The sequence below is a fragment of the Shinella sp. GW835-FHT14H05 genome (assembly GCF_058793575.1).
In genome coordinates, this window is the sequence record NZ_JBXAFY010000006.1 from 18,294 (window position 1) to 41,832 (window position 23,539).

Genomic DNA, 23,539 nt, shown 5'->3' on the forward strand with positions numbered 1-23,539 from the left:
GATGGTGATCGATCGCAAGGCGTTTTTCGACCATGTCCGCGGCGCGCTGTATGGCGGCCGGCTGGAGCAGGGGCAGGTCGCGGGTTTGACGGCGCTGCTCGACCGGTTCGAGCAGGGCGGCGAGACGCGCGACCGGCGCTTCCTCGCCTATATGCTGGCGACCGCGCATCACGAGACGGGCGGGCGCCTGCAGCCGGTGCGCGAGACCTTTGCTGCGACGGACGCCGCGGCGATCCGCGTGCTCGACCGGGCCTTTGCTGACGGGCGGCTGCCGCAGGTCTCAGCACCCTATTGGCGGCGGGATGCGGACGGGAAAAGCTGGCTCGGGCGTGGGCTCGTGCAGATCACCCATCGGCGCAACTATGAGCGTTTGGCGGAATTGACCGGCATCGACCTCGTGGCGCGGCCGGAGCGCGCGATGGAGATGGCGGTGTCCGTCGAAATCCTCTTCGTCGGCATGCTGCGCGGCGCCTTCACGGGGCGACGGCTGGCGGATCATTTTGCTGCCGGGCGGGCCGACTGGGTGGGGGCGCGGCGCATCATCAACGGGCTCGACCGTGCGGAGCGGGTGGCGGGGTATGGGCAGGCGTTTTTTGCGGTGTTGGGTGGGTAACGGCGGCGGGTGCCGCGTGGATCCTCGGGTCGAGCCCGAGGATGACGGAGGGGAGGAAAGGCCTCTGCTTCCCTGAACGGTGCGCACGTCGAACCGTGGCGGTGACAATCCGCGCGCTCTCCTTTCGTCATCCTCGGGCTCGACCCGAGGATCCACGGCCGCACCCGCAGCATCATTGGCAAATTCAAACAACCGAGGGCATCATGAAGCTACCATCCTTCCTTTCGCGGCGGCCAAGGGCAGCGGCGGAGACCAAGGCGTCGGGCTTTTTCGCGCTGACGGCCGAGGGCCGGGCGCATTGGTCGAGCCGCAGCTACGCGTCGCTGTCGCGCGAGGGGTTCATGAAGAACCCGGTGGCGCACCGTGCGGTGCGGATGATCGCGGAGGCGGCGGCCTCGGTGCCCTGGCTTGCCTATGCGGTCGAGGCGGAGCGGCCGGACGAGCCGCTGCTGGCGCTCATCGCCCGGCCGAACGGGCGCATGGCGGGCACGGACTTTTTGGAGACGCTCTATGGCCACCTGATGCTCTCCGGCAATGCCTTCGTCGAGGGCGTGCGGGTGGGCGATGAACTGCGCGAACTGCATCTCCTGCGGCCGGACCGGATGCGCGTGATCGAGGGGCAGGACGGGTGGCCGGAGGCCTATGAATACCGGGCGGGCAGCCATGTCCGCCGGCATGCGGCCGGCGAGGGGCAGGCGATCCTGCATCTCAGGCTGTTCCATCCGCTCGACGACCAGGTGGGCTTTGCGCCGCTGGAGGCGGCCTCCATGGCGCTCGACCTATCCAATACGGCGGCGATCTGGAACAAGGCGCTGCTCGACAATTCGGCGCGGCCTTCCGGCGCGCTCGTCTACCAGCCGAAGGAGGGCGGCAACCTCACGCCCGACCAGTATGACCGGCTGAAAAGCGAGCTGGAGGAAGGCTATTCCGGCCCGGCGCGGGCCGGGCGGCCGATGCTGCTGGAAGGCGGCCTCGACTGGAAGGCGATGGGGCTCTCCCCCCGCGAGATGGATTTCGTAGAGGCGAAGAACGGGGCCGCACGCGACATTGCGCTCGCCTTCGGCGTGCCGCCCATGCTGGTCGGCATCCCGGGGGATGCGACCTATGCCAATTACCAGGAGGCCAATCGCGCCTTCTGGCGATTGACGGTGCTGCCGCTGGTGCAGCGGACCGCGGCGTCCTTTGCGGCCTGGTTCTCCGAGGGTCAGGAGACGGGGCTGCGGCTGGTGCCGGATCTCGATCAGGTCAGCGGGCTTGCGGCGGAGCGCTCGGAATTGTGGGCGCGCGTGGGGGCGGCGGCGTTTCTGACGGACGAGGAGAAGCGGCGGGCTGTGGGGTATTGAGGTGGGCGCGTTCTGCGGATGGTGCCCCTCATCCGGCCTGCCGGCCACCTTCTCCCCGCAAGCGGGGCGAAGGAGATATGCCGCACCGGCTTCCTCAACCAATGACCGTTTGCGGGGCAAGTTCCCTCTCCCCGCTTGCGGGGAGAGGGTTAGGGTGAGGGGCAAGCGCTGCTTTCGCGAAGAGAAATCAGCCGTATAGATCGAAGACGTGAATCGCTTTGCCGCCTGCTGGAATCACAACTTGAAGGCGTTGAATCGGCTTTAGAACAAAGCCGCATAAGCGATTCAAAAGACTCGGCGTTTCCCACCGCCTGACTCTGCGCGAGGCAGGACGCTTTCGGCCGGCTGCGGCCGAACCGCTTGAATTTCATAATAATCTGAAAGGCTTAACAATGGCTGACATCGGAAACGATGGCGGGCTGTGGACGGCTCGTCTGGTGGGGGCTTCGGCGGGTGCTGCCGTTTCGCTCATTTATTTGCTGCCGAAGAGCCGTCGCGAGGCGGCTTGCCGGTTTTTCACCGGGCTTGCCTGCGGGCTCGTCTTCGGCGGGCCGGCGGGGCTTTGGATCGCGGTGCGGCTTGGCATCGCGACCTATCTCGGGCCGGCCGAGGTGCTGCTGACCGGGTCGGCGGCGGCGAGCCTTTCGGCCTGGTGGGGGCTCGGCGTGCTGGCGCGCGTGGCGGAGCGGATGAGGGGCGGCGAATAGGGAGTAGCGAAGAGCGAACAGAGAATGGCGCCATTCGCCACCGAAACGGGCGCCTTCTCTATTCGCCTCCATTCCATTTCCAAATCATCGGAGCAAATCATGATCACCGACGACCTGCCGGTCTGGCGGACGAAGAAATATGCCGATCTGACGCTTGCCGGCGTCGCCAGTGACGGGGTGTTTTCCGGCTATGCGAGCCTGTTCGGCGAGGTGGACCTCAGCAAGGACGCGATTGCGCCCGGCGCCTTCGTGCGCTCGCTGGAAAAGCGCGGGCCTGCCGGCGTGCGCATGCTGTTCCAGCATGATCCGGCCGAGCCGCTCGGGCGCTGGCGCACCATCCGCGAGGATGCCCGCGGGCTCTATGTCGAGGGCGTGCTTTCGCCCGGCGTGGCCCGCGCCCGCGAGGTGCTGAACCTCATGAAATCCGGCGCGCTGGATGGCCTTTCCATCGGCTTCCAGACGGTGCGTTCGAAGACCGACCGAGCAAGCGGCGTGCGCCGCATCCTGGAGGCGGATCTTTGGGAAATCTCGATCGTCACCTTTCCCATGCTGCCTTCGGCGCGGGTGTCGAACGTGAAGAATGCGCGGTGGTTCCGCGACAGGGAAACGGAGCTCGTTCGCATCATGCGCCGGGCGGCCCGGATGATGAAACGCTAACAACTGAAGAGGTAGACATGACGGAGATCCACAAGACCGCGCCGGAAATCAAGGCCGTGCCGGAAACGATGACCGCCGCCTTCGACGACTTCATGGAGGCCTTCGAGGCCTTCAAGGAGACCAACGACCGCCGGCTCGGCGAGATCGAGCAGAAACTGACGGCCGACGTGGTGACGCGCGACAAGGTGGACCGCATCAACCGCGCCATAGACGAGCAGAAGCGCGTGCTCGACCATCTCGCGCTGAAGAAGGCGCGCCCGGCACTCGGCGGCAGCGGCGAGGGCAGCCTGGAAGCGGCCGAGCACAAGGCGGCCTTCTCCGCCTATATGCGCCGGGGCGACGAGAATGCGCTCAGGGCGCTGGAGGGCAAGGCCATGTCGGTCGGCTCGGCGGCCGATGGCGGTTATCTCGTGCCGCCGGAAACGGATACGGAGATCGGCCGCAGGCTTTCCGCCGCCTCGCCGATCCGCGCGCTGGCGACCGTTCGCCAGGTTTCGGGTTCGGTGCTGAAGAAGCCGTTTGCCACCTCCGGCATGGCGGCCGGCTGGGTGGCGGAGACGGCCGCGCGGCCGCAGACCGGCAATGCGCAACTCGCTGAGCTCTCCTTCCCGACCATGGAACTCTACGCCATGCCGGCAGCGACGGCGGCGCTGCTCGACGATGCGGCGGTGGATGTCGAGGGTTGGATCGCCTCCGAGGTCGACATCGTCTTCGCCGAGCAGGAAGGCACCGCCTTCGTCTCCGGCGACGGCACCAACAAGCCGAAGGGTTTCCTGAGCTATACCAACGTCGCCGATGCGAGCTGGAGCTGGGGCAATATCGGCTATATCGCGACGGGCGCGGCGGGCGCCTTCAAGGCGAGCAATCCCTCCGACACGCTGTTCGACACGGTCTATTCGCTGAAGGCGGGGCACCGGCAGAACGGCACCTTCGTGATGAACCGCAAGACGCAAGGCACGATCCGCAAGTTCAAGGATACGGACGGCAACTATCTCTGGCGCCCGCCGGCCTCCGCCGGCCAGGCGGCCTCGCTGCTGGGCTTCGCCATCGCGGAGGCCGAGGACATGCCGGATGTGGCGGCCGACAGCTTCTCCATCGCCTTCGGCGACTTCCGCTCCGGCTATCTCGTCGTCGACCGCACGGGGGTTCGCGTGCTGCGTGATCCCTATTCGGCCAAGCCCTACGTGCTGTTCTACACGACGAAGCGCGTCGGCGGTGGGGTGCAGAACTTCGAGGCAATCAAGCTGGTGAAGTTCGCGGCGAGCTGAGCGACGTCATCCAATAGCGCCGTCATGGTCGGGCTTTACCCGACCATCCACCCGTCGTCGCATGGCTGTGGATCCTCGAGTCAAGCCCGAGGATGACGGAGAGAGTGCACCGGCGGTCGTCCCCTGACGCCGGTGCTGGCGGGCGCGGCTTCCTCCCGGCCGCGCCCGCCGTTCCTCCAGACCGGACAGGACCCCAATGACCATTGCCGAACTGATGCCGCCGGCCGCGGAGCCGATCACGCTTGCCGAAGTGAAGGCGCATCTGCGCCTCGATGCCTCCGATGAAGACACCCTGCTTGCGGGCCTGATCCGCGCCGCGCGGGAACACCTGGAGGGACAGACGGGGCTGGCGCTGATCGCCCGCACCTTTCGCCTCTATCTCGACGACTGGCCCGAGGCCCGCGTGATTCACATTGCCAGGGGGCCGGTGCAAACCATTGAAACAGTGACGGTTTACGACGCCTCCGGTGCGCCGGTCGAGGTCGATGCGACGGGCTATGTGCTGGATGGCACGGCGCGGCCGGCGCGGCTGGTGCTGCCGGCGCGGCCGGCGACGGAACGCGCGCTGAACGGCATCGAGATCGATTTTACCGCCGGTTTCGGCGAGAGCGGCGCGGAGGTGCCGGACACGCTGAAGCGGGCGCTGCTGCTGCATGTCGCGGCGATGTACGAGCTGCGCGGCGTGCTTTCGCTGGACGACCAGCCGGGCGCGGTGCCGCAAGGCTACGACCGGCTTGTCGCGCCCTATGCCATGCGGAGGCTCTGATGGCCTTCGATGGAACCATCGATCCGGGCGCCTTCACGGCGCGGCTGGTGCTGGAACAGCCGGTGGAAGTGCCGGACGGGCAAGGGGGCGTGGAGCGCACATTTTCCGCGCTGGCGACGCTCTGGGCGCGCATCGAGCCGACGGTCGCGAAGGCGGACGAGGCGGCGGGGACGCTGCCGGTGACGGTGACGCACCGCATCTGGATGCGGCGGCGCGAAAACCTGGCCGGCGGCATGCGGCTGCGCAAGGGCGCGCGGCTCTTTGCCATTCGCGCCTTCCGCGATCCGGATGAGACCGGCCGCTACACGCTTGTCGACTGCGAGGAGATCAAGCCATGAGCGCGGCATCGGCCCTGCAGAAGGCGATTTTTGCCCGGCTTTCGGATGACACGGCGCTGGCGGCGCTGGTCGGCGCCAACGGCATCACGGACCGGCGGCTCGCCGAGCCGGCCTCGCCGCTGGTGGTGATCGCCGGCATCGACAGTGCGGACCATTCGACGGCGAGCGAGACAGGCGAGGAACACACGGTGACGCTCGAGGCCTGGTCGGAGACGGCCGGGCACCGGCAGGTGCAGGCGATCGCGGCGGCGGTGCGCGCGGCGCTCGACGATGCGGCGCTGACGCTCGCCGGGCACCACCTCGTGCTGCTGTTTCATCGCGACACGCGGCTGAGGCGCGACGGCAAATCCCACTTTCACCGCGCGGAAATGCGCTTCCGGGCGGTGACGGAACCGGACATTTAACCCCATTTTTCGAAGAGGAACCTTGCCATGGTGGCACAGAAGGGGCGGGACCTGCTGCTCAAGATCGACAACGGCGCGGGTTTTGCGACGGTTGCGGGGCTGCGCTCCAAACGTTTGTCGTTCAATGCGCAGCTCGTCGACGTGACGGATGCGGAATCGGCGGGGCGCTGGCGCGAGCTGCTGGGCGGTGCCGGCGTGCAGCGCGCGGCGGTCTCCGGCAGCGGGATTTTCAAGGACCAGACGTCGGATGCGACGGTGCGCTCGCTGTTCTTCGGCAGCACGATCGTCCACTGGCAGGTCGTCATTCCGGATTTCGGCACGGTCGAAGGGCCGTTCCAGATCGCGGCGCTGGAATATTCCGGCGCGCATGATGGCGAGATCGTCTTCGAGATCGCGCTGGAATCGGCCGGTGTGCTGACCTTCGGGGCGCTCTGATGGGCGCGCGGGCGAACCGGCATCGCGGCGAGATCGAGGCCGTCTTCGACGGCGAGCGGCGGGTGCTGTGCCTGACGCTGGGGGCGCTGGCCGAGCTGGAAACGGCCTTTGCCGTCGACAGCCTGACGGGGCTGGCCGAGCGGTTTTCCTCCGGGCGGCTGAAGGCGGACGACCTGATCCGTATCATTGCGGCGGGGCTGCGCGGCGGTGGCAATCTTTTCAGCGATGAGGACGTGGCGTCGATGGCCGTGGCGGACGGGCTTGCGGGTTTTGCGCGCATCGCCGCCGAATTGCTTCAGGCGACATTTGGCGCCGGTGCCGAAAACCCTCCGGTGCCGCATCCGGCGTGAGCGGCGAGAGGGCCGCCTTCCCCTGGGAGGCGGTGCTCCATGCCGGGCTCTGCCGCATGCGGCTTTCCGCGAAGGACTTTTGGGCGATGACGCCGCGCGAGCTCGGCTTTGCGCTGGGCGTGCTGGGGCCCTTGCCGGCGGTGCCGGGGCGCCAGGCGCTTGCGGCGCTGATGCAGGCCTTTCCCGACAACAAGGAGTGAACCATGGCGGACGACAATCCTCTCTCCGGCACGCTGGACGATGCCGGCGCGCTTTCGACGATCTTCGACGACCTGGAGGCACGCTCGCGCTCCTTCGGATCGGCACTGACCAGCGCGCTGAAGGGCGCGGTCGTGGACGGCAAGGGGCTGGAAAGCGTGCTGCGCGGACTGGCGCTGCGCATGAGCGATATCGCGCTCTCCGTCGGGCTGAAGCCGCTGGAGGGGCTGCTGTCCTCCGGCCTTTCCGGCCTGCTTGGCGGTGCGACGCCCTTTGCCAAGGGCGGTGTCGTGGCCGCGCCCACCTATTTCGGCAGCGGCGGCGGCCTGGGGCTGATGGGCGAGGCGGGGGCGGAGGCGATCCTGCCGCTGAAGCGCGGGCCGGACGGCGCGCTGGGCGTGGCGACCGAGGGCGGTGGCGGCGCGCGCATCGTCTTCAACGTGACGGCGCAGGATGCGGCGAGTTTTCGCAAATCCGAAGGGCAGATCGCGGCGATGCTGACTCGTGCGGTGGGGCGGGGGCAGCGGAGTTTGTGAGCGGAAATGAGGGGGAGGCCCCGCAGGCGAGGATAGAGACATGGCAGGATTTCATGAGGTGCGGTTTCCGTTGCGGGTGGCGCTCGGCACCAGCGGCGGGCCGGTGCGGCGGACGGATATCGTCAGCCTGTCCAACGGGCGCGAGAACCGCAACCGGCGCTGGCAGGATGCGCGGCGGCGTTACGATGCGGGATCGGGCGTGCGCTCGGTCGAGGATCTTTATGCGGTCCTCGCCTTCTTCGAGGCGCGGGCGGGGCAGTTTTACGGGTTTCGCTTTCATGATCCGGTGGACCACAAGTCTTGTGCGCCGGGCGGGACTGTCAGCGCGAGTGACCAGCAGATCGGCACCGGCGATGGGGTGACGGCGGCGTTTCAGCTGGTGAAGCGTTATGCGGATGCCGGTGGCGAGACGGTGCGGACCGTCGACAAGCCGGTGGCGGGCACGGTGGTGGTTTCCGTTGCGGGCGGTGTTCGGCCGGCGGGCGATTACACAGTGAATTCCGCGACGGGTGTCGTGACCTTCAAGCCTGGGAAAATTCCGGCTTCGGGCGTCATCCGGGCTGGTTACGAATTCGACGTGCCGGTGCGGTTCGACACGGACCGCATCGATATCGACCTGGCGCAGTTCAATGCCGGGCGCATTCCTTCCATTCCGCTTCTGGAGATCAAGCCATGAGGACGATCCCGAGCGGGCTTCAGGCGCATCTCGACGGGGAGGTGACGACGCTCTGCCATGCCTGGCGGGTGACGCGGCGCGATGGCGTTGTGATGGGCTTTACCGACCATGACCGCGATCTTTCCTTCGGCGGGCTGGACTATCTGGCGGCGAGCGGTTTCGAGGCGAGCGAGGCGGAGGACGGCAACGGGCTTTCCGCCGAGGGCGGCGATGTTTCGGGCGGGTTTTCGGCGGATGCGGTTCGCGCGGAAGACCTTTCGGCGGGGCGCTATGACGGGGCGAAGGTCGAGGTCTATACGGTCAACTGGCAGGATACCTCCCAGCGGCTGCTGCTGCGCACGGCGGAGCTTGGCGAGGTGCGGCGCGAGGGCGGGCTTTTTCGCGTGGAACTGCGGCGACTGACGCATCGGCTGGACCAGGTGCACGGCCGCATCTACGGGCATCGCTGCGATGCGGTGCTGGGCGACAGCCGGTGCGGCAAGGATGTTTCGATATCGGCATTCCGGGCGACCGCGACGGTGAGCGCGGTGCTGGATGATATGCGGGTGCGGGTGAGCGGGCTTTCGGGCTTTGCCGACCGGTTCTTTCGTTATGGCGTGCTGACGTTTACCAGCGGTTTGGCCGAGGGGCTGACGGCGGATATCGAGGACCAGCGCAAGGCGGGCGGGGAACTGACCTTCTGGCAGCCGGTGCCGGCGGGTGTCGCGGTCGGCGATACGATGTTGGTGACGGCGGGGTGCGACAAGCGCTTTTCCACCTGCAAGGCGAAGTTTGCCAATGCGCTGAATTTCCGCGGTTTTCCGCATATGCCGGGGAGCGACTTCACCTATGGCTACGCGGATGGCGAGACCGTGCATGACGGGAGGCCGCTTTATGAGTGAGAGCGCGTCGCATCCCCCTCATCCGGCCTGTCGGCCACCTTCTCCCCGTGGGGAAGAAGGGGACTCGCGGGTGCCGTCAGTTTCCGCCTTATGCGCTGCGGAGACGCAGAACGCTTCCATCCCTTCTCCCCCACGGGGAGAAGGTGCCCGAAGGGCGGATGAGGGGGTGGGCGAGCGCGTCGTCGAAATCGCGCGGGGCTTCATCGGCACGCCGTATCGGCATCAGGGGTCGTTGAAGGGCGTCGGGTGCGATTGTCTCGGGCTGGTCCGCGGCGTGTGGCGGGAGCTTTACGGGGCGGAGCCGGAGGTGCCGGGGCCTTATGCGGCGGACTGGGCGGAGCGGGCGGGGAAGGAGCGGCTGCTTGAGGCGGCGTCGCGGCATTGTGGCGGTGCGCTTCCGGTTTCGGCGCTTCGGCCGGGGGATCTTCTCATCTTTCGCTGGCGGGCGGGGGTAGCGGCGAAACATGCCGGCATCGCGGCGCCCGATGAGCGTTTCATCCATGCCTACGAGCAGGGGGCGGTGATCTCTTCGCCGCTCGTGCCTTCCTGGCGACGGCGTATTGCCGGCGTCTTCCGCTTTCCGGAGATTGGCTGAGCCATGGCGACACTTCTTTTCCAGGCGGCCGGTGCTGCGCTCGGCGGCATTTTCGGGCCGTTCGGCGCGATTCTTGGGCGGGCGGTGGGCGCGCTTGCGGGCTCGGCGGTCGATCGGTCGCTGATCAACGGCATGACGACGATTTCCGGCGCGCGGCTGAACGACGGGCGCGTGCCGGGGGCAGAAGAGGGCACGGCGATGAGCCGCGTCTATGGTACGGCGCGTGTCGGCGGGACGTTGCTGTGGGCGACGCGGTTCGAGGAGGAGGTCTCCGTCGAACGCACCGGGGGCAAGGCGACGGGGCCGCGGGTCGAGACCTATAGTTACTTTGCGAATTTCGCGGTTGGGGTGTGCGAGGGGCCGATTGCCGGCATCCGGCGTGTGTTTGCGGACGGGCGGGAGATCGACCTGACGGGCATCGAGATGCGCGTGCATCGCGGCACGGCAAGCCAGGCGCCCGATCCGCTGATCGAGGCGAAACAGGGGGCGGGCAATACGCCAGCCTATCGCGGGCTCGCCTATGTCGTCTTCGAGCGGCTGCCGCTCGATATGTTCGGCAACCGCATTCCGATCCTGCAATTCGAGGTGCTGCGGCCGGTGGGTTCGCTGGAAAGCAAGATCCGGGCGGTGACGGTCATTCCGGGGTCGAGCGAGCATGGTTACGATCCGCGCTTGGTGACGGAGAAGATCGCGTCGGGCAAGGGGCGCAACATCAACCGCAACACGCTGGTCGCGGCGACGGACTGGGTGGCGTCGATCGATGAGTTGCAGGCGCTTTGCCCCAACCTTGAGCGGGTGGGGCTGGTGGTCGCCTGGTTCGGCACGGATCTCCGGGCCGGGCAGTGCCGGATCGTGCCGGGCGTCGAAGTTTCCGCGCGGCAGGACGAGAGCCGGCCTTGGGTGGTTTCGGGCATTCCGCGCGATGAGGCCTATGTCGTCACGCGCGTCAACGACCGGCCGGCCTATGGCGGCACGCCGTCGGACGCGAGCGTGATCGCGGCGATCCGGGACCTGAAGGCGCGCGGCATCGAGGTCTATCTCTATCCGTTCCTGATGATGGACGTGCCGATCGACAACGACCTGCCCGATCCCTATGGCGAGGCGCAGCAGGCGCCCTATCCCTGGCGCGGCCGCATCACCTGCCATCCACCGTCCACCAACAAGACGGCGTCGGCGCGGGCGCAGGTCGAGGCCTTTGTCGGCAATGCCGATGCCGGCGACTTTGCCGTTTCGGGCGAGGAAATCACCGGGCCGCTCGGCGACGAGGGGTTTCGGCGGCTGGTGCTGCACTATGCGCTGCTGGCGGAAGCGGCCGGCGGGGTGGATGGGTTCCTGATGGGTTCGGAAATGCGGGGCTTGAGCTGGCTGCACGATGGCAGCGGGGATTTTCCCTTCGTCGAGGCGCTGGTCGATCTGGCGGCGGATGTGCGGGCGATCGTCGGCGGGGGCACGAAGATCACCTATGCGGCCGACTGGAGCGAGTATTTCGGCCACCAGCCGGGCGATGGCAGCGGCGAGGTGCGCTATCATCTCGATCCGCTCTGGGCGTCCCCGGCCATCGATGCTGTCGGCATCGACAATTACATGCCGCTTTCCGACTGGCAGGATGCCGATACGCTGGCCGGCAATCCGGACGGGTTTCGCCATTCGGAGGACATGGCGGCGATGCGGGCGATGATCGCCTCCGGCGAGGGGTTCGATTGGTACTATCCCGATATGGACGCGCGCCGGGCGCGTGAACGCGCGCCGATTTCGGACGGCATGGCGGGCAAGCCCTGGGTGTTTCGCTACAAGGACCTCGAAAACTGGTGGGGCAACCGGCATTACGAGCGCGGCCCGGGCGGCGCGGAACTGCCGGGCCATACGGCCTGGGTGCCGCGCTCCAAGCCGATCTGGTTCACCGAACTCGGCTGCCCCGCGACCGACAAGGGGGCAAACCAGCCGAATGTCTTCGTTGACCCGAAGAGCTCGGAGAATGCGCTGCCCTATCATTCCGGCGGCGCGCGCAACGATGCGGTGCAACGCCGCTTCCTCGATGCGCACCATGGCTGGTGGCAGGGCAGCGGGCCGGAAGCGGGCATGGTCGATCCCGACCATATCTTCATCTGGACCTGGGACGCGCGGCCCTATCCGGCCTTTCCGGAGGATACGGCGCTGTGGTCGGACGGGCTCAACTGGCAGCGCGGGCACTGGCTGAACGCGCGGCTGGGGGCGGGCACAATTGCGGATGTGATTGCCGCTGTGCTGAAGGATCACGGGTTTACGGATTTCGATGTTTCCGGTGTCGCGGGCGATCTCTCGGGCTTCGTGCAGGCGGACCAGACGTCGGCGCGCGGGCTGATCGAACCGCTGATGGAGGCCTTTCAGATCGATGCGCTGGAGGCGAATGGCAAGCTTGTGTTCCGCTCGCGGCTGAAATCCGCGCTGCTGCCGACCGAACTTGCGATCCTCGCCGAGCGGCCGGATGAGGCGCTGTTCGAGGAGAGCCGCGGGCATATCAGCGATTTTGCCGGCGAGGCGATCCTCGATCATTTCGATGGGGCGGGCAGCTATTCGCGGGTGACGGCGCGCTCGCGCCGCATGGCGGGCGGAAACGATCGCGTGCTGCGGCTGGCGCTGCCGGCGGTGCTGCATGCGGGGGCTGCTGCGGCCAGCGTCGAGACGGCGCTGCGCGACCAGCGGGCGGGGCAGCGGCGGGTGACGTTTCGCCTGCCGCCGACGGCGCTTGCCGTGACGCCGGGCGATATCGTGCGGCTCGCCGATGGGCCGGAGGGACGCTTTCTTATCACGGGCATCACCGATGGGCTGGTGCGCGAGGTGGAGGCGCGGGCAATCGCGGCGGGGGAAAGCCCGGCGCCGCTGCTCATCGAGGGCGCGAGCCGTCCTTCGAGCGGGGCGGGGCCGGGGGATGCGTTTACGCCGGAGGTGGTGTTCCTCGATTTGCCGATCCTCGGCTCCGGGACGGCGCAGGATTTTGCGCGGGTCGCGGCCTATGCGCAGCCCTGGCGCTCCATGGTCGTGTCGAGCTCCGAGGGCAGTGAAGGGTTTCGCAGCCGTGTGCGGCTGGAGCGGCCGGCGCGGATCGGGCGGCTTGTCGATCCGCTCGCCGTCGGTGTCGTCGGACGGTTCGATCCGGGCCGGGTGGTGATGCTGGACCTTGCGGGCGGCGGGCTTGCCTCGGCGGAGACGCTTGCCATGCTGAACGGTGTCAACCGCATTGCGGTTCGCGGCGGGAACGGGGCTTGGGAGATCATCGGCTTTACCGGGGCGAGTGAGATCGCGCCGGGGCGCTGGCGGTTGACCGGTCTGTTGCGGGCGCTTCATGGCACCGATGATGCGATGGTTTCCGGTCATGCGGCCGGTGCCGTTGTCGTGGTGCTCGATGATGCTGTCCGGCCGCTTGGGCTGGACGTGGAAGAGGTGGGGCGGCTTTCCAACTGGCTTGTCGAGGCGGTCGGCGGCTCGGGCGGGCAGGCGGGGCCGTTTGCCTTTGCCGGAGGCGAGCGGGCGCTGACGCCGCTGGCGCCGGTGCATCTTCGCGGCCGGCGCGGGGCGGACGGCGTGGTGCGGCTATCCTGGGTTCGGCGCGGGCGGGTCGATTCGGACACCTGGCTTGCCGCCGAGATACCGCTCGACGAGCCGAGCGAGGCCTATCGCCTCGATATTCTTTCCGGCGAGACGGTGGTGCGTAGCGTCGAGACCTCGGTTCCCGCCTTTACCTATGCCGCTATCACGGAACTTGCCGATTTCGGGGCGCCGCAGACGACCATGAGCATCCGCGTGCGCCAGCTTGGCCGCGCGGTGCCGCTCGGCCTTCCGGCGCGCGCCACCATCACCCTTTGAACGAAAGGAAAAAGCGATGAACGACGATCTGAAGGCCTGGTATCAGTCGCGCACCGTCTGGGGCGCGCTGATCGCGATTCTCGCCTCGCTTGCCAACGCCGCGGGCCTTGAGATGACGGCGGGCGACGAGGGGGAATTGGCCGATCTCGTGGTGTCTGCGGTCGGCACGATCGGCGGCCTAATTGCGCTTTACGGGCGGATTTCGGCGCGTCGCCGGGTGCGGTGACGGAGGCCGGATCGTCCACAGGGCATTCATTTGCCATTCAGCGAGGATCGTTTATTGCTTGCATCACAATGATCCGCACCTGAAAGTATGTTCATGGCATCGCCACTTCTCATAACCGCGCTTGCGGCCAGCCTGCTCCTTCCGGGGCCCGTCGGGACGGGAACCGCGCGGGATGTCGTTGCGGTGGCCGGCGATTGCAGCGCCGCTGCGGCGCAGGTGGTGGAGCAGACCGGAGGCGAGCTTCTCTCGGCGCAGCCGAAGGGCGACACCTGCGTGGTGACGGTGCTCGTGCCCGGCAAGGGCAATGCCCGGCCGCGCAAGGTGACCGTGCGCGTACCGATGTAAGGCCTCCAAAAGCCTTTCGCGATGGAATGAGATAGGAAAGAGGCCGAATGCGCATCCTGGTGGTCGAGGACGACGTCAACCTGAGCCGGCAGCTCAGCGAAGCCCTGAAGGAATCCGGCTACGTGGTGGACCAGGCCTTCGATGGCGAGGAAGGCCACTATCTCGGCGATACCGAGCCCTATGACGCCATCATCCTCGATATCGGCCTGCCGGAAATGGACGGCATCACCGTTCTCGAAAAGTGGCGTGCCGACGGGAAAACCATGCCCGTCCTCATCCTCACCGCCCGCGACCGCTGGAGCGACAAGGTCTCTGGCATCGATGCGGGCGCCGACGACTATGTGGCAAAACCCTTCCATGTCGAGGAAGTCCTCGCCCGAATTCGCGCGCTGATCCGCCGGGCGGCGGGGCATGCGAGCCCGGACATCGTCTGCGGGCCGGTGCGGCTCGACACCAAGGGCTCCAAGGCGACGGTCAATGGCGAGACGCTGAAACTCACGTCACATGAATACCGGCTGCTCTCCTACCTCATGCACCATATGGGCGAGGTGGTGTCGCGCACCGAACTGGTCGAGCACATGTACGACCAGGATTTCGATCGCGATTCCAACACGATCGAGGTTTTCGTCGGGCGCTTGCGCAAGAAGATCGGCGTCGACCTGATCGAGACCGTGCGCGGCCTCGGCTACCGGATGCAAGCCCCCGCCAATGGCAAATAACGCCAGGCGCTCCCGCTCGCTCACCTTCCGCGTTCTGCTTCTCGCCTCGCTCTGGGCGGCGGTTGCCCTCATCGTCATTGCCGTCGTCATCTCGACGCTCTACCGCCAGAGCGCGGAGAAGAGCTTTCGCGATCTTTTGCGCGCGCAGCTCTATAATGTCATCAATTCCGTCTCGACGGACGAGAACACCCGGCTTTCCGGCGCGCCGCAGCTCGGCGACCTGCGCTTCTTCCAGCCGCAATCGGGCTGGTACTGGATCGTCGAGCCGATCGGCGGGGCCCTGGCGACGGAGACGCTGACCTCCTCCTCGCTCGGCATCGGCAGCATTCCGATTCCCGATACGGACAGCATTCCCTTCGATACGCGCTACGAGCGTTTTTACACGACTATCGATTCCTTCGGGAACGAGGTGGAGGTGGGGGAGACGGAAGTGGTGCTGGACGACGAGGGGCGCACGGCACGCTTTCGCGTGGTCGGCAACCGCGACGTGCTGGAGGCCGATATCGACGACTTTTCCGGCAGCCTCTACCTGGCGCTTGCCGGTTTCGGCTTCGGCAGCCTGCTGCTCAATGCGGCGGCGATCCTCATCGGCCTGAAGCCGCTCGACCGGGCGCGCAAGGCGCTGGAAAAGATCCGGGCTGGCGAGAGCGAGCAGCTCGACGGCGATTTTCCCCGTGAAATCCTGCCCTTGGCAAGTGAAATAAATGCGTTGATTGACAGCAACCATCGCATCGTCGATCGAGCGCGTATGCAGGTCGGCAACCTTGCCCATTCGCTGAAGACGCCGATTGCCGTACTGCTCAACGAGTCGCGTCTTCTGGCCGCCCCCCAAGGCGATCTCGTGCGCACTCAGGCGGAAGCCATGCAGGGCCAGGTTCAATCCTATCTAAACCGCGCGCGCATTGCAGCGCAGCGCGAATCGGTGCTCGCCCGCACGGAGGCGCTGACGGTGCTGGAACGGCTGGTGCGTGTGATGCGCCGCCTCAACGTCGACACGCAGTTTCCACTCGACGTCGATCCGCCCGGCCTCGTGCTGGCGATGGAGCAGCAGGACGTCGAGGAAACCGTCGGCAACCTTCTGGAAAACGCTGCGCGTTATGCCCGCACGACGGTGGCGATCCGAGCGTCCGTCGCACCGGCGGAGGTGCGTGGCAGCGACGACGCGCGCAAGAGCTGGATCGTCATCGAGGTGGAGGATGACGGGCCGGGGCTGGAGCCGGGCGAGATTCGCGAGGCGATGAAGCGCGGCAAGCGGCTCGATGAAAGCAAGCCGGGCACCGGGCTCGGCCTGTCCATCGTCAGCGAGATTGCGTCGGAGTACCAGGGAACCTTCGGGCTTTCGCGGGGTTCCGGCGGCGGTTTGCTGGCGCGGCTGGTGTTGCCGGCTGTCACAAAGGATGTTGCCTGAGGCGGCGGACAATGCAACAAGGGAGGGGCTCGCGAATATGAGGATCGCGGGATGGACGAATTGCCGGGCGGCGTGCCGCCCCATGCGTGAAGAGAGACGGTTCCAGCGGATGAAGACGGGTTTGCGCGGCGCCTTTTTCCCTTTCCTTCTGGCAGCAGCGACGGTTTCGGGATGCACGACCACATCGGGTGGCAAGACGCAGACCGGCGGCACGGTGCCGGCGGGCGCGGGCGTGTATATCACCGCGCTGCAGGGCGGGCTCGTCAGCCGCAATGCCGCCGCAGGACTTTCCAAGGCCGATATGCAGCGGGCGCTGGAAGCGGAATACCGCGCACTTGAAGCCGCACCCGGCGGACAGCCGGTTGTCTGGCAGGGCAAGGGCGTCAGCGGATCGGTGGTGGCGGCAGCCCCCTACCAGGTCGGCTCGCAGAACTGCCGGCAGTACAGCCACACGCTGACCGTCGACGGCCGCGATACCGCGACGCGCGGTGCGGCCTGCCGCAATGCGGACGGGGCCTGGACGCCGCTTTCCTGATAACGCTTTGACGGTTGCGGCGAAACGCCTCAAATTTGCGTCATTGTTCCCTGGGGAATTGGAAACGCCGGCGCGTTCCAGTATTTGATCTGTCATGCTTTTCTGGATTCTTGTCGCCATCCTGACGGCCGCCGTCGCCGCCGTCCTGCTCCTTCCCCTGCTGCGCCGCCCCGTGGCGGCTGCGGGCGACGACAGCCATGACGTGGAAGTCTATCGCGACCAGCTCGAAGAATTGAAGCGCGACCAGGCGACGGGCCTGATCGGCGCGACCGAGGCCGAGCTTGCCCGCGCGGAAGTGGCGCGCCGGCTGATCGCCGCCAGCAAGGCCGAGGCGAAGGACCGGGCAAGCCCGGCCGAGCGCCGCAACCTGATGGCGCAGGTCTTCGTGATCGTGATGCTGCCCGCCATCGGGCTCTGTCTTTACATCGCGGGCGGGCGGCCGGATCTTCCGGCCCAACCGCTCGCAGAGCGCCTGGCAAACCCCGGCAACGACATCAACATGCTGATCGCGCGCGCCGAAAACCATTTGGCGCGCAACCCGCAGGATGGGGCGGGGTGGGACCTGCTGGCCCCGATCTATTATCGCGGCGGGCGCATGGAGGATGCGGCGAACGCCTTCTCCCAGGCGATCCGCCTGTTGGGCGCCACCCCCGAGCGGCTGGACGGCCATGCGGAAACGCTGATCGCGCTCGCGAACGGCATCGTGACCGCCGAGGCGCGCGTGCAGCTCGAACAATCGCTGAAGCTGAAGGCGGACAATCCGCGCGCAAAATATTACCTCGCGCTGGCGCTGGAGCAGGAAGGCAAGAAGCCGGAAGCCCGCGCCGCCTTCGAGGCTTTGGCCAAGGAAGCGCCGGCGGATGCGCCCTGGCTGCCGCTGGTCAACCGGCATATCGCTTCGCTGGGGGAAAACCAGCTCGGCAATCCGACGGCGGACGACGTCGCGGCCGCAGAAGGCATGGCGACGGGCGACCGGCAGCAGATGATTGCCGGCATGGTCGAAAGCCTTGCGTCGAAACTTCAGGAAAATCCCGACAATTTCGAAGGATGGATGCGCATCATCCGTTCCTACGTTGTGCTGGATCAAAGGCCGAAGGCCGAGGCTGCTCTACAGACGGCGCTGAAAACCTTCCCGGCGGCGAGCGAGAACGGCAAACAGCTTCTGGCGCTGGCCAAGGACCTATCGATTTCGGCTGAGGGCGGCGGACAATGACACGCAAACAGAAACGCTTGGCGGTGATCGGCGGCGGGGTGGCCTTCCTGGTCGCGGCGGTGCTGCTCGTCATGTTCGCCTTCAGCCAGTCGATCGCCTACTTCTATGTGCCGGGCGATCTCGCCAAGGCCAATGTGCCGCCCGGCACGCGCATCCGGCTCGGCGGCCTCGTCGAGAACGGCACGGTGAAGCGCGGCGAGGGCTCGACCATCACCTTCACGGTGACGGACACGCTCTCCACGGTGCCGGTGACCTATACCGGCATCCTGCCCGACCTGTTTCGCGAGGGGCAGGGCGTAGTGGCGGAAGGCGCCTTCGGCACGGACGGGCTTTTCGTCGCCGACACGGTGCTCGCCAAGCATGACGAGACCTATATGCCCAAGGACGTAGCGGACCGGCTGAAGGCGCAGGGCGTGGAACTCTCCGGCAAGGAAACGATCAAATGATCATCGAGCTTGGACATTATGCCCTGGTTCTGGCGCTGGCGACGGTGATCGTCCAGTCGGTGCTGCCGCTGATCGGCACCATCCGGGGCGACCGTTCGCTGATGGCGGTGGCGCCCGCTGCGGCCCTTGCCGGCTTCCTGCTGGTGCTCTTCTCCTTCTCGGTGCTGACCTTCGCTTATGTCGTCTCCGATTTTTCAGTTGCGAACGTCTGGGAGAATTCGCATTCGCTGAAGCCGATGATCTACAAGATCTCCGGTGTGTGGGGGAACCATGAGGGCTCGATGTTGCTCTGGCTTCTCATCCTCGTCTTCTTCAGCGCACTGGTCGCGACCTTCGGCGCAAACTTGCCGGAGCGGCTGCGTGCTAATGTCTTGGCAGTGCAAGGCCTGATCTCGACGGCGTTCGCGCTGTTCATCCTGCTGACGTCCAATCCGTTTCTCCGGCTTTCGCCGGCGCCGGCCGAGGGGAAGGACCTCAATCCGGTGCTGCAGGATATCGGCCTAGCGATCCATCCGCCGCTGCTCTATCTCGGTTATGTCGGCTTCTCCGTCTGTTTCTCATTCGCCATCGCGGCGTTGATCGACGGGCGGATCGATGCCGCCTGGGCGCGTTGGGTGCGGCCGTGGACGCTGGCCGCCTGGAGCTTCCTGACGGCCGGCATCGCGATGGGCTCCTACTGGGCCTATTACGAACTCGGCTGGGGCGGCTGGTGGTTCTGGGATCCGGTGGAGAACGCATCGTTCATTCCCTGGCTTGCCGGCACGGCGCTGCTGCACTCGGCGCTCGTCATGGAAAAGCGCGAGGCGCTGAAGATCTGGACGGTGCTGCTCGCCATCCTTACCTTCTCCATGTCGCTGCTCGGCACCTTCCTCGTGCGCTCGGGCGTGCTCACCTCGGTGCATGCCTTCGCGACCGATCCGACGCGCGGCGTGTTCATTCTCGCCATCCTCGTCTTCTTCATCGGCGGCGCGCTGTCGCTTTTCGCCTTCCGGGCCGCGACGCTGAAGGCCGGCGGGCTTTTTGCGCCGATCTCGCGCGAGGGCGCGCTCGTCCTCAACAATCTGATCCTGACGACCGCGGCGGCGACCGTTTTGACCGGCACGCTCTATCCGCTGGTGCTGGAAGCGCTGACGGGCGAGAAGATTTCTGTCGGCCCGCCCTTCTTCAATCTCACCTTTGGCCTCTTGATGCTGCCGCTGCTGCTGGCGGTGCCGTTCGGGCCGCTGCTCGCCTGGAAGCGCGGCGACGTGCTCGCGGCCGGGCAACGGCTGTTTGCGGCGGTCGGCGTCGGGTTGCTGCTGGCGGCGGCCGTGGTCTATGCGCAGAACGGCGGGCCGGTGCTCGCCTATTTCGGGCTTGCCATCGGTTTCTACATGATCGCCGGGGCGATCACCGATCTATGGCTGCGCGCCGGTCTCGGCAAGGTGGCACGCAATGTCGCCTTCCGCCGCTTCATCGGCCTGCCGGGCTCGGCCTTCGGGGCCGCACTCGCCCATATGGGTGTCGGCGTGATGGTGATCGGCGTGATCGCGGTAACGGCCTTCGAGACCGAACATGTTGTGGAGATGAAGCCGGGCATGCAGGTCGAGGCGGGTGGTTATGTGCTGACCTTCGACGGCATGCGCCGCGGGCAGGGGCCCAACTATTCCGAAGAATCGGGCCACTTCACGGTGGCGCGCGGCGGCGTGACGGTGACCGACGTCTGGTCCTCCAAGCGCCTCTACACCGCACGCCGTATGCCGACGACCGAGGCGGGCATCCGCACCTTCGGCTTCAGTCAGCTCTATGTGTCGCTCGGTGATGCGATGGCGGATGGCGGCATCGTCGTGCGGGTCTGGTGGAAGCCGATGATCCTGTGCATCTGGCTGGGTGCGCTGATTATGATGGCGGGCGGCGTCGTCTCGCTCTGCGACCGGCGCCTGCGCGTCGGGGCGCCGCAGAAGGTGCGCAAGGTGAAGCCGGCGCTGGAGGCGGCGGAATGATGCGCCGCCTGCTGCTTGCCGCAGCGTTCCTGCTTGCCGCATTCCCGGCCTTTGCGGTCAATCCGGATGAGGTGCTTGCCGATCCGGCGCTGGAGGCGCGCGCGCGCGCATTGTCCTCTCAGCTTCGTTGCATGGTCTGCCAGAACCAGTCGATCGACGATTCGAATGCCGAGCTTGCCCGCGACCTGCGCCTTCTCGTGCGCGAGCGGCTCAAGGACGGCGACAGCGACGAGGCGGTGATCAACTATGTCGTCTCGCGCTATGGCGAATTCGTGCTTTTGAACCCGCGCCTGCGCGGCGAGACGCTGCTGCTGTGGGGCGCGCCGATCGTGCTGTTCATCGCGGGGGCGGCGGCGATGGTGCTGTTCGTGCGCAAGCGCGGCGGCAAGCCGACCGGCACGCCGCTGTCCGAGGCGGAAAAGGCCGAGCTCGAGCGCGCACTCAAGCGCGACTAGAGCATTTCCGCTTTTCTTCGAATCGCGAAAACGCTCTACCTCTTTTTTTCGCGCAATTCCGGACGCAAAACCGCGTTCCGCACTTTTGCTGGAATTGCTTTGACCCGGAATTCTCCAACATTACGAAAAATTCATGCTGCGGATAGTGCGCCGTAATGTGCGCGAGCCTATCTCTTCTCCATCGGCTGCCGAACGCGGCCATGAAGTGAGAGAAAAGGTGCAAAGAATGTCCAAGATTTCAGCATTCCGTCCCAACCTCAAGACCGTACTGAAGACGACCACCGTCGCCGGACTTGCGGCCGTTATGCTCGCGACCGGCATTCCCGCGCGTGTTACCGAGAGTTTTGCAGAGGCCGTTTCCGTCCAGGCGCCGCAGGTAGCGAGCTTCGCCGACGTCGTCCAGGCCGTCTCGCCGGCCGTGGTTTCCGTTCGCGTCCAGTCCGATATCAAGCCGGCTTCCGACGAGGGCGGCAACAACTTCAGCTTCAATTTCGGCGGTCGCGATCTCGACGAACTGCCGGACAACCACCCGCTGAAGCGCTTCTTCCGCGAGTTCGGCGGCCAGGACGGCTTCCGCGGCGACCGCGGCCCGGATCGCCGCTTCGGCGATCGCCGTGATCGCAAGCCGCACCTGCGCCCGACCTCGCAGGGTTCCGGCTTCTTCATCTCCGAAGACGGCTACATCGTCACCAACAACCACGTCGTCAACGACGGTTCGGCCTTCACCGTCGTCATGAACGACGGCACCGAACTCGATGCCAAGCTGATCGGCAAGGACAGCCGCACTGACCTCGCCGTGCTGAAGGTCGACGACAAGGACAAGCGCAAGTTCACCTATGTGAGCTTCGCCGATGACAGCCAGATCCGCGTCGGCGACTGGGTCGTCGCCGTCGGCAATCCGTTCGGCCTCGGCGGCACGGTGACGGCCGGCATCATCTCGGCCCGCGGCCGCGATATCGGCTCCGGCCCCTATGACGACTACCTCCAGGTGGACGCTGCCGTGAACCGCGGCAATTCTGGCGGCCCGACCTTCAACCTCAACGGCCAGGTCGTCGGCATCAACACCGCGATCTTCTCACCGTCGGGCGGCAATGTCGGCATCGCCTTCGCCATTCCGGCGTCCGTCGCCAAGGGCGTCGTCGCGGATCTGATGAAGGACGGCAAGGTCGATCGTGGCTGGCTCGGCGTGCAGATCCAGCCGGTGAGCCGCGACATCGCCGACTCGCTCGGGCTGGCGGATGCCGCCGGTGCGCTCGTGGTCGAGCCGCAGACGGACTCGCCCGGCGCCAAGGCCGGCATCCAGAAGGGCGACGTGATCACGGCGCTCGATGGCGAGCCCGTCAAGGACCCGCGTGACCTCGCCCGCCGTGTCGCCGACATGTCGCCCGGCACCAAGGTCGACGTTTCGGTCTGGCGTGACGGCAAGGCGCAGAACGTCTCGGTCGAGATCGGCACGCTTGCCGGCGAGCAGATCCAGGCCGCGACCGGCACCACCGAGGAAGCCGAACCGGAAGCCCCCGCCAGCGAGCAGGCGCTTGCCGATCTCGGCATCACGGTCACCCCGGACGATAAAGGCCTGACGGTCTCCGCCGTCGATCCGGACTCCGACGCCAGCGACCGCGGCCTGAAGGAAGGCGACCGCATCACCTCCGTCAACAACCAGGCTGTGAAGTCTGCCGACGACGTGGTGAAGGTCATCAACAACGCCCGCAAGGACGGTCGCTCCAAGGCGCTGTTCCAGATCGAGACCAACGACGGCAGCCGCTTCCTGGCACTGCCGATCGAACAGGGCTGAACGGCTCCGTAACCTCGCTCCATGGCGCCGCGAAATCGCAAGGTTTCGCGGCGCTGCCGCATCGGGGTTTCGCGCGTCTAGCCAAGTCCCGCTGAACATGCTGTAAGGTCCGGACGATGAAGATATTGATTGTGGAAGATGATCTGGAGGCGGCCGCCTATCTCTCGAAGGCCTTTCGCGAGGCGGGCATCGTGCTCGACCATGCGAGCGACGGCGAAAGCGGCCTCTTCCTCGCCACCGAGAACAGCTATGACGTGCTGGTTATCGACCGCATGCTGCCGCGTCGTGACGGCCTGTCGGTGATCTCCGAGCTGCGCCGCCGCAACATCCACACGCCCGTGCTGATCCTCTCCGCGCTTGGCCAGGTCGACGACCGCGTCACCGGGCTTCGCGCCGGCGGCGACGATTACCTGCCGAAACCCTACGCGTTCAGCGAGCTTCTGGCTCGTGTCGAAGTGCTCGGCCGCCGCAAGGGCACGCCGGAGCAGGACATGGTCTACCGCGTCGGTGATCTGGAACTCGATCGGCTGTCTCACACCGTCAAACGCGCCGGCAAGGAGATCCTGCTCCAGCCGCGCGAGTTCCGCCTGCTCGAATATCTGATGAAGAATGCCGGCCAGGTGGTGACGCGCACCATGTTGCTGGAAAACGTCTGGGACTATCATTTCGACCCGCAGACCAATGTCATCGACGTTCATGTCTCGCGGCTGCGCTCGAAGATCGAAAAGGATTTCGACCAGCCGCTGCTGCGCACGGTGCGCGGCGCCGGATACATGATGAAGGACGAGGCGGCGGGCTGACCTCA

At 66.5% G+C, this 23,539-nt stretch carries 27 protein-coding genes; all 27 read left to right on the plus strand.

The annotated features are described in order from the left end of the window. The first annotated feature begins 1 nt into the window (after window position 1). The 27 genes from AC1Q6Z_RS18670 to AC1Q6Z_RS18800 all read left to right on the plus strand — a co-directional run bounded on the left by AC1Q6Z_RS18670 (window position 2) and on the right by AC1Q6Z_RS18800 (window position 23,534). On the plus strand, window positions 2-613 hold the full coding sequence (locus AC1Q6Z_RS18670) for a glycoside hydrolase family 19 protein (RefSeq protein ID WP_492648844.1): 612 nt from the start codon (window positions 2-4) through the stop codon (window positions 611-613). A 203-nt stretch (window positions 614-816) separates the two neighbouring features. Further along, window positions 817-1,956, plus strand: coding sequence for a phage portal protein (locus tag AC1Q6Z_RS18675; protein WP_492648845.1), 1,140 nt, complete (start codon window positions 817-819; stop codon window positions 1,954-1,956). Between the two features lie 392 nt (window positions 1,957-2,348). Then, window positions 2,349-2,663 (plus strand): DUF6107 family protein, encoded by a 315-nt coding sequence (locus AC1Q6Z_RS18680; protein WP_435265083.1) that lies wholly within the window; start codon window positions 2,349-2,351, stop codon window positions 2,661-2,663. Between the two features lie 99 nt (window positions 2,664-2,762). Further along, window positions 2,763-3,320 (plus strand): HK97 family phage prohead protease, encoded by a 558-nt coding sequence (locus AC1Q6Z_RS18685; RefSeq protein ID WP_492648846.1) that lies wholly within the window; start codon window positions 2,763-2,765, stop codon window positions 3,318-3,320. A gap of 17 nt (window positions 3,321-3,337) precedes the next feature. Continuing rightward, a complete protein-coding gene (locus tag AC1Q6Z_RS18690; RefSeq protein WP_492648847.1) occupies window positions 3,338-4,588 on the plus strand; it encodes a phage major capsid protein in 1,251 nt (416 codons plus the stop codon). A 196-nt stretch (window positions 4,589-4,784) separates the two neighbouring features. Continuing rightward, on the plus strand, window positions 4,785-5,354 hold the full coding sequence (locus AC1Q6Z_RS18695; RefSeq protein ID WP_492648848.1) for a head-tail connector protein: 570 nt from the start codon (window positions 4,785-4,787) through the stop codon (window positions 5,352-5,354). Next, entirely contained in the window at window positions 5,354-5,692 is a 339-nt protein-coding gene (locus tag AC1Q6Z_RS18700) for a phage head closure protein (protein WP_256120847.1), read from the plus strand. The genes AC1Q6Z_RS18695 and AC1Q6Z_RS18700 overlap by 1 nt, the downstream gene beginning before the upstream one ends. Beyond that, window positions 5,689-6,096 carry a DUF3168 domain-containing protein gene (locus tag AC1Q6Z_RS18705; RefSeq protein WP_492648849.1) on the plus strand — a complete coding sequence of 136 codons (408 nt, stop codon included), beginning with the start codon at window positions 5,689-5,691 and terminating at the stop codon, window positions 6,094-6,096. The genes AC1Q6Z_RS18700 and AC1Q6Z_RS18705 overlap by 4 nt, the downstream gene beginning before the upstream one ends. 27 nt (window positions 6,097-6,123) lie before the next feature. Beyond that, window positions 6,124-6,531: a phage major tail protein, TP901-1 family gene (locus tag AC1Q6Z_RS18710; RefSeq protein ID WP_435265089.1), complete on the plus strand. Its 408-nt coding sequence runs from the start codon at window positions 6,124-6,126 to the stop codon at window positions 6,529-6,531. After that, complete coding sequence (locus tag AC1Q6Z_RS18715) at window positions 6,531-6,881, plus strand: gene transfer agent family protein (protein WP_492648850.1); 351 nt, start codon at window positions 6,531-6,533, stop codon at window positions 6,879-6,881. The genes AC1Q6Z_RS18710 and AC1Q6Z_RS18715 overlap by 1 nt, the downstream gene beginning before the upstream one ends. Beyond that, complete coding sequence (locus AC1Q6Z_RS18720) at window positions 6,878-7,081, plus strand: rcc01693 family protein (RefSeq protein WP_492648851.1); 204 nt, start codon at window positions 6,878-6,880, stop codon at window positions 7,079-7,081. Before AC1Q6Z_RS18715 ends, AC1Q6Z_RS18720 begins: the two co-directional genes overlap by 4 nt. A gap of 3 nt (window positions 7,082-7,084) precedes the next feature. Then, window positions 7,085-7,615, plus strand: coding sequence for a phage tail tape measure protein (locus AC1Q6Z_RS18725; protein WP_319311061.1), 531 nt, complete (start codon window positions 7,085-7,087; stop codon window positions 7,613-7,615). 40 nt (window positions 7,616-7,655) lie between these two features. Then, window positions 7,656-8,291, plus strand: a complete 636-nt coding sequence (locus tag AC1Q6Z_RS18730) for a phage distal tail protein, Rcc01695 family (protein WP_492648852.1) — start codon at window positions 7,656-7,658, stop codon at window positions 8,289-8,291. Further along, entirely contained in the window at window positions 8,288-9,172 is an 885-nt protein-coding gene (locus AC1Q6Z_RS18735) for a phage/gene transfer agent baseplate hub protein (RefSeq protein WP_492648853.1), read from the plus strand. The genes AC1Q6Z_RS18730 and AC1Q6Z_RS18735 overlap by 4 nt, the downstream gene beginning before the upstream one ends. A gap of 166 nt (window positions 9,173-9,338) precedes the next feature. Then, the gene (locus tag AC1Q6Z_RS18740; RefSeq protein ID WP_492648854.1) at window positions 9,339-9,767 is read left to right on the plus strand and encodes an NlpC/P60 family protein; all 429 of its coding nucleotides are present in this window, start codon (window positions 9,339-9,341) and stop codon (window positions 9,765-9,767) included. Between the two features lie 3 nt (window positions 9,768-9,770). After that, window positions 9,771-13,610 carry a baseplate multidomain protein megatron gene (locus tag AC1Q6Z_RS18745; RefSeq protein ID WP_492648855.1) on the plus strand — a complete coding sequence of 1,280 codons (3,840 nt, stop codon included), beginning with the start codon at window positions 9,771-9,773 and terminating at the stop codon, window positions 13,608-13,610. 16 nt (window positions 13,611-13,626) lie between these two features. Further along, on the plus strand, window positions 13,627-13,836 hold the full coding sequence (locus AC1Q6Z_RS18750; protein WP_492648856.1) for a hypothetical protein: 210 nt from the start codon (window positions 13,627-13,629) through the stop codon (window positions 13,834-13,836). Window positions 13,837-13,929: 93 nt separating this feature from the next. Beyond that, a complete protein-coding gene (locus tag AC1Q6Z_RS18755) occupies window positions 13,930-14,181 on the plus strand; it encodes a hypothetical protein (RefSeq protein ID WP_492648857.1) in 252 nt (83 codons plus the stop codon). 47 nt (window positions 14,182-14,228) lie between these two features. After that, window positions 14,229-14,900, plus strand: coding sequence for a response regulator transcription factor (locus AC1Q6Z_RS18760; RefSeq protein ID WP_256120859.1), 672 nt, complete (start codon window positions 14,229-14,231; stop codon window positions 14,898-14,900). After that, window positions 14,890-16,308 (plus strand): ATP-binding protein, encoded by a 1,419-nt coding sequence (locus AC1Q6Z_RS18765; protein ID WP_492648858.1) that lies wholly within the window; start codon window positions 14,890-14,892, stop codon window positions 16,306-16,308. The genes AC1Q6Z_RS18760 and AC1Q6Z_RS18765 overlap by 11 nt, the downstream gene beginning before the upstream one ends. A gap of 109 nt (window positions 16,309-16,417) precedes the next feature. After that, window positions 16,418-16,843, plus strand: a complete 426-nt coding sequence (locus AC1Q6Z_RS18770) for an RT0821/Lpp0805 family surface protein (RefSeq protein WP_435265511.1) — start codon at window positions 16,418-16,420, stop codon at window positions 16,841-16,843. Between the two features lie 94 nt (window positions 16,844-16,937). Next, a complete protein-coding gene (gene ccmI, locus AC1Q6Z_RS18775; RefSeq protein WP_492648859.1) occupies window positions 16,938-18,056 on the plus strand; it encodes a c-type cytochrome biogenesis protein CcmI in 1,119 nt (372 codons plus the stop codon). Continuing rightward, window positions 18,053-18,502, plus strand: coding sequence for a cytochrome c maturation protein CcmE (gene ccmE / locus AC1Q6Z_RS18780; protein WP_256120862.1), 450 nt, complete (start codon window positions 18,053-18,055; stop codon window positions 18,500-18,502). The genes ccmI and ccmE overlap by 4 nt, the downstream gene beginning before the upstream one ends. Continuing rightward, a complete protein-coding gene (locus AC1Q6Z_RS18785; protein ID WP_439618387.1) occupies window positions 18,499-20,484 on the plus strand; it encodes a heme lyase CcmF/NrfE family subunit in 1,986 nt (661 codons plus the stop codon). The genes ccmE and AC1Q6Z_RS18785 overlap by 4 nt, the downstream gene beginning before the upstream one ends. After that, entirely contained in the window at window positions 20,481-20,939 is a 459-nt protein-coding gene (locus tag AC1Q6Z_RS18790) for a cytochrome c-type biogenesis protein (protein WP_256120864.1), read from the plus strand. The genes AC1Q6Z_RS18785 and AC1Q6Z_RS18790 overlap by 4 nt, the downstream gene beginning before the upstream one ends. 226 nt (window positions 20,940-21,165) lie before the next feature. Continuing rightward, window positions 21,166-22,734 (plus strand): Do family serine endopeptidase, encoded by a 1,569-nt coding sequence (locus tag AC1Q6Z_RS18795; protein WP_492648860.1) that lies wholly within the window; start codon window positions 21,166-21,168, stop codon window positions 22,732-22,734. Window positions 22,735-22,850: 116 nt separating this feature from the next. Continuing rightward, window positions 22,851-23,534, plus strand: coding sequence for a response regulator transcription factor (locus AC1Q6Z_RS18800; protein ID WP_439618385.1), 684 nt, complete (start codon window positions 22,851-22,853; stop codon window positions 23,532-23,534). The last annotated feature ends 5 nt before the right edge of the window (window positions 23,535-23,539 follow it).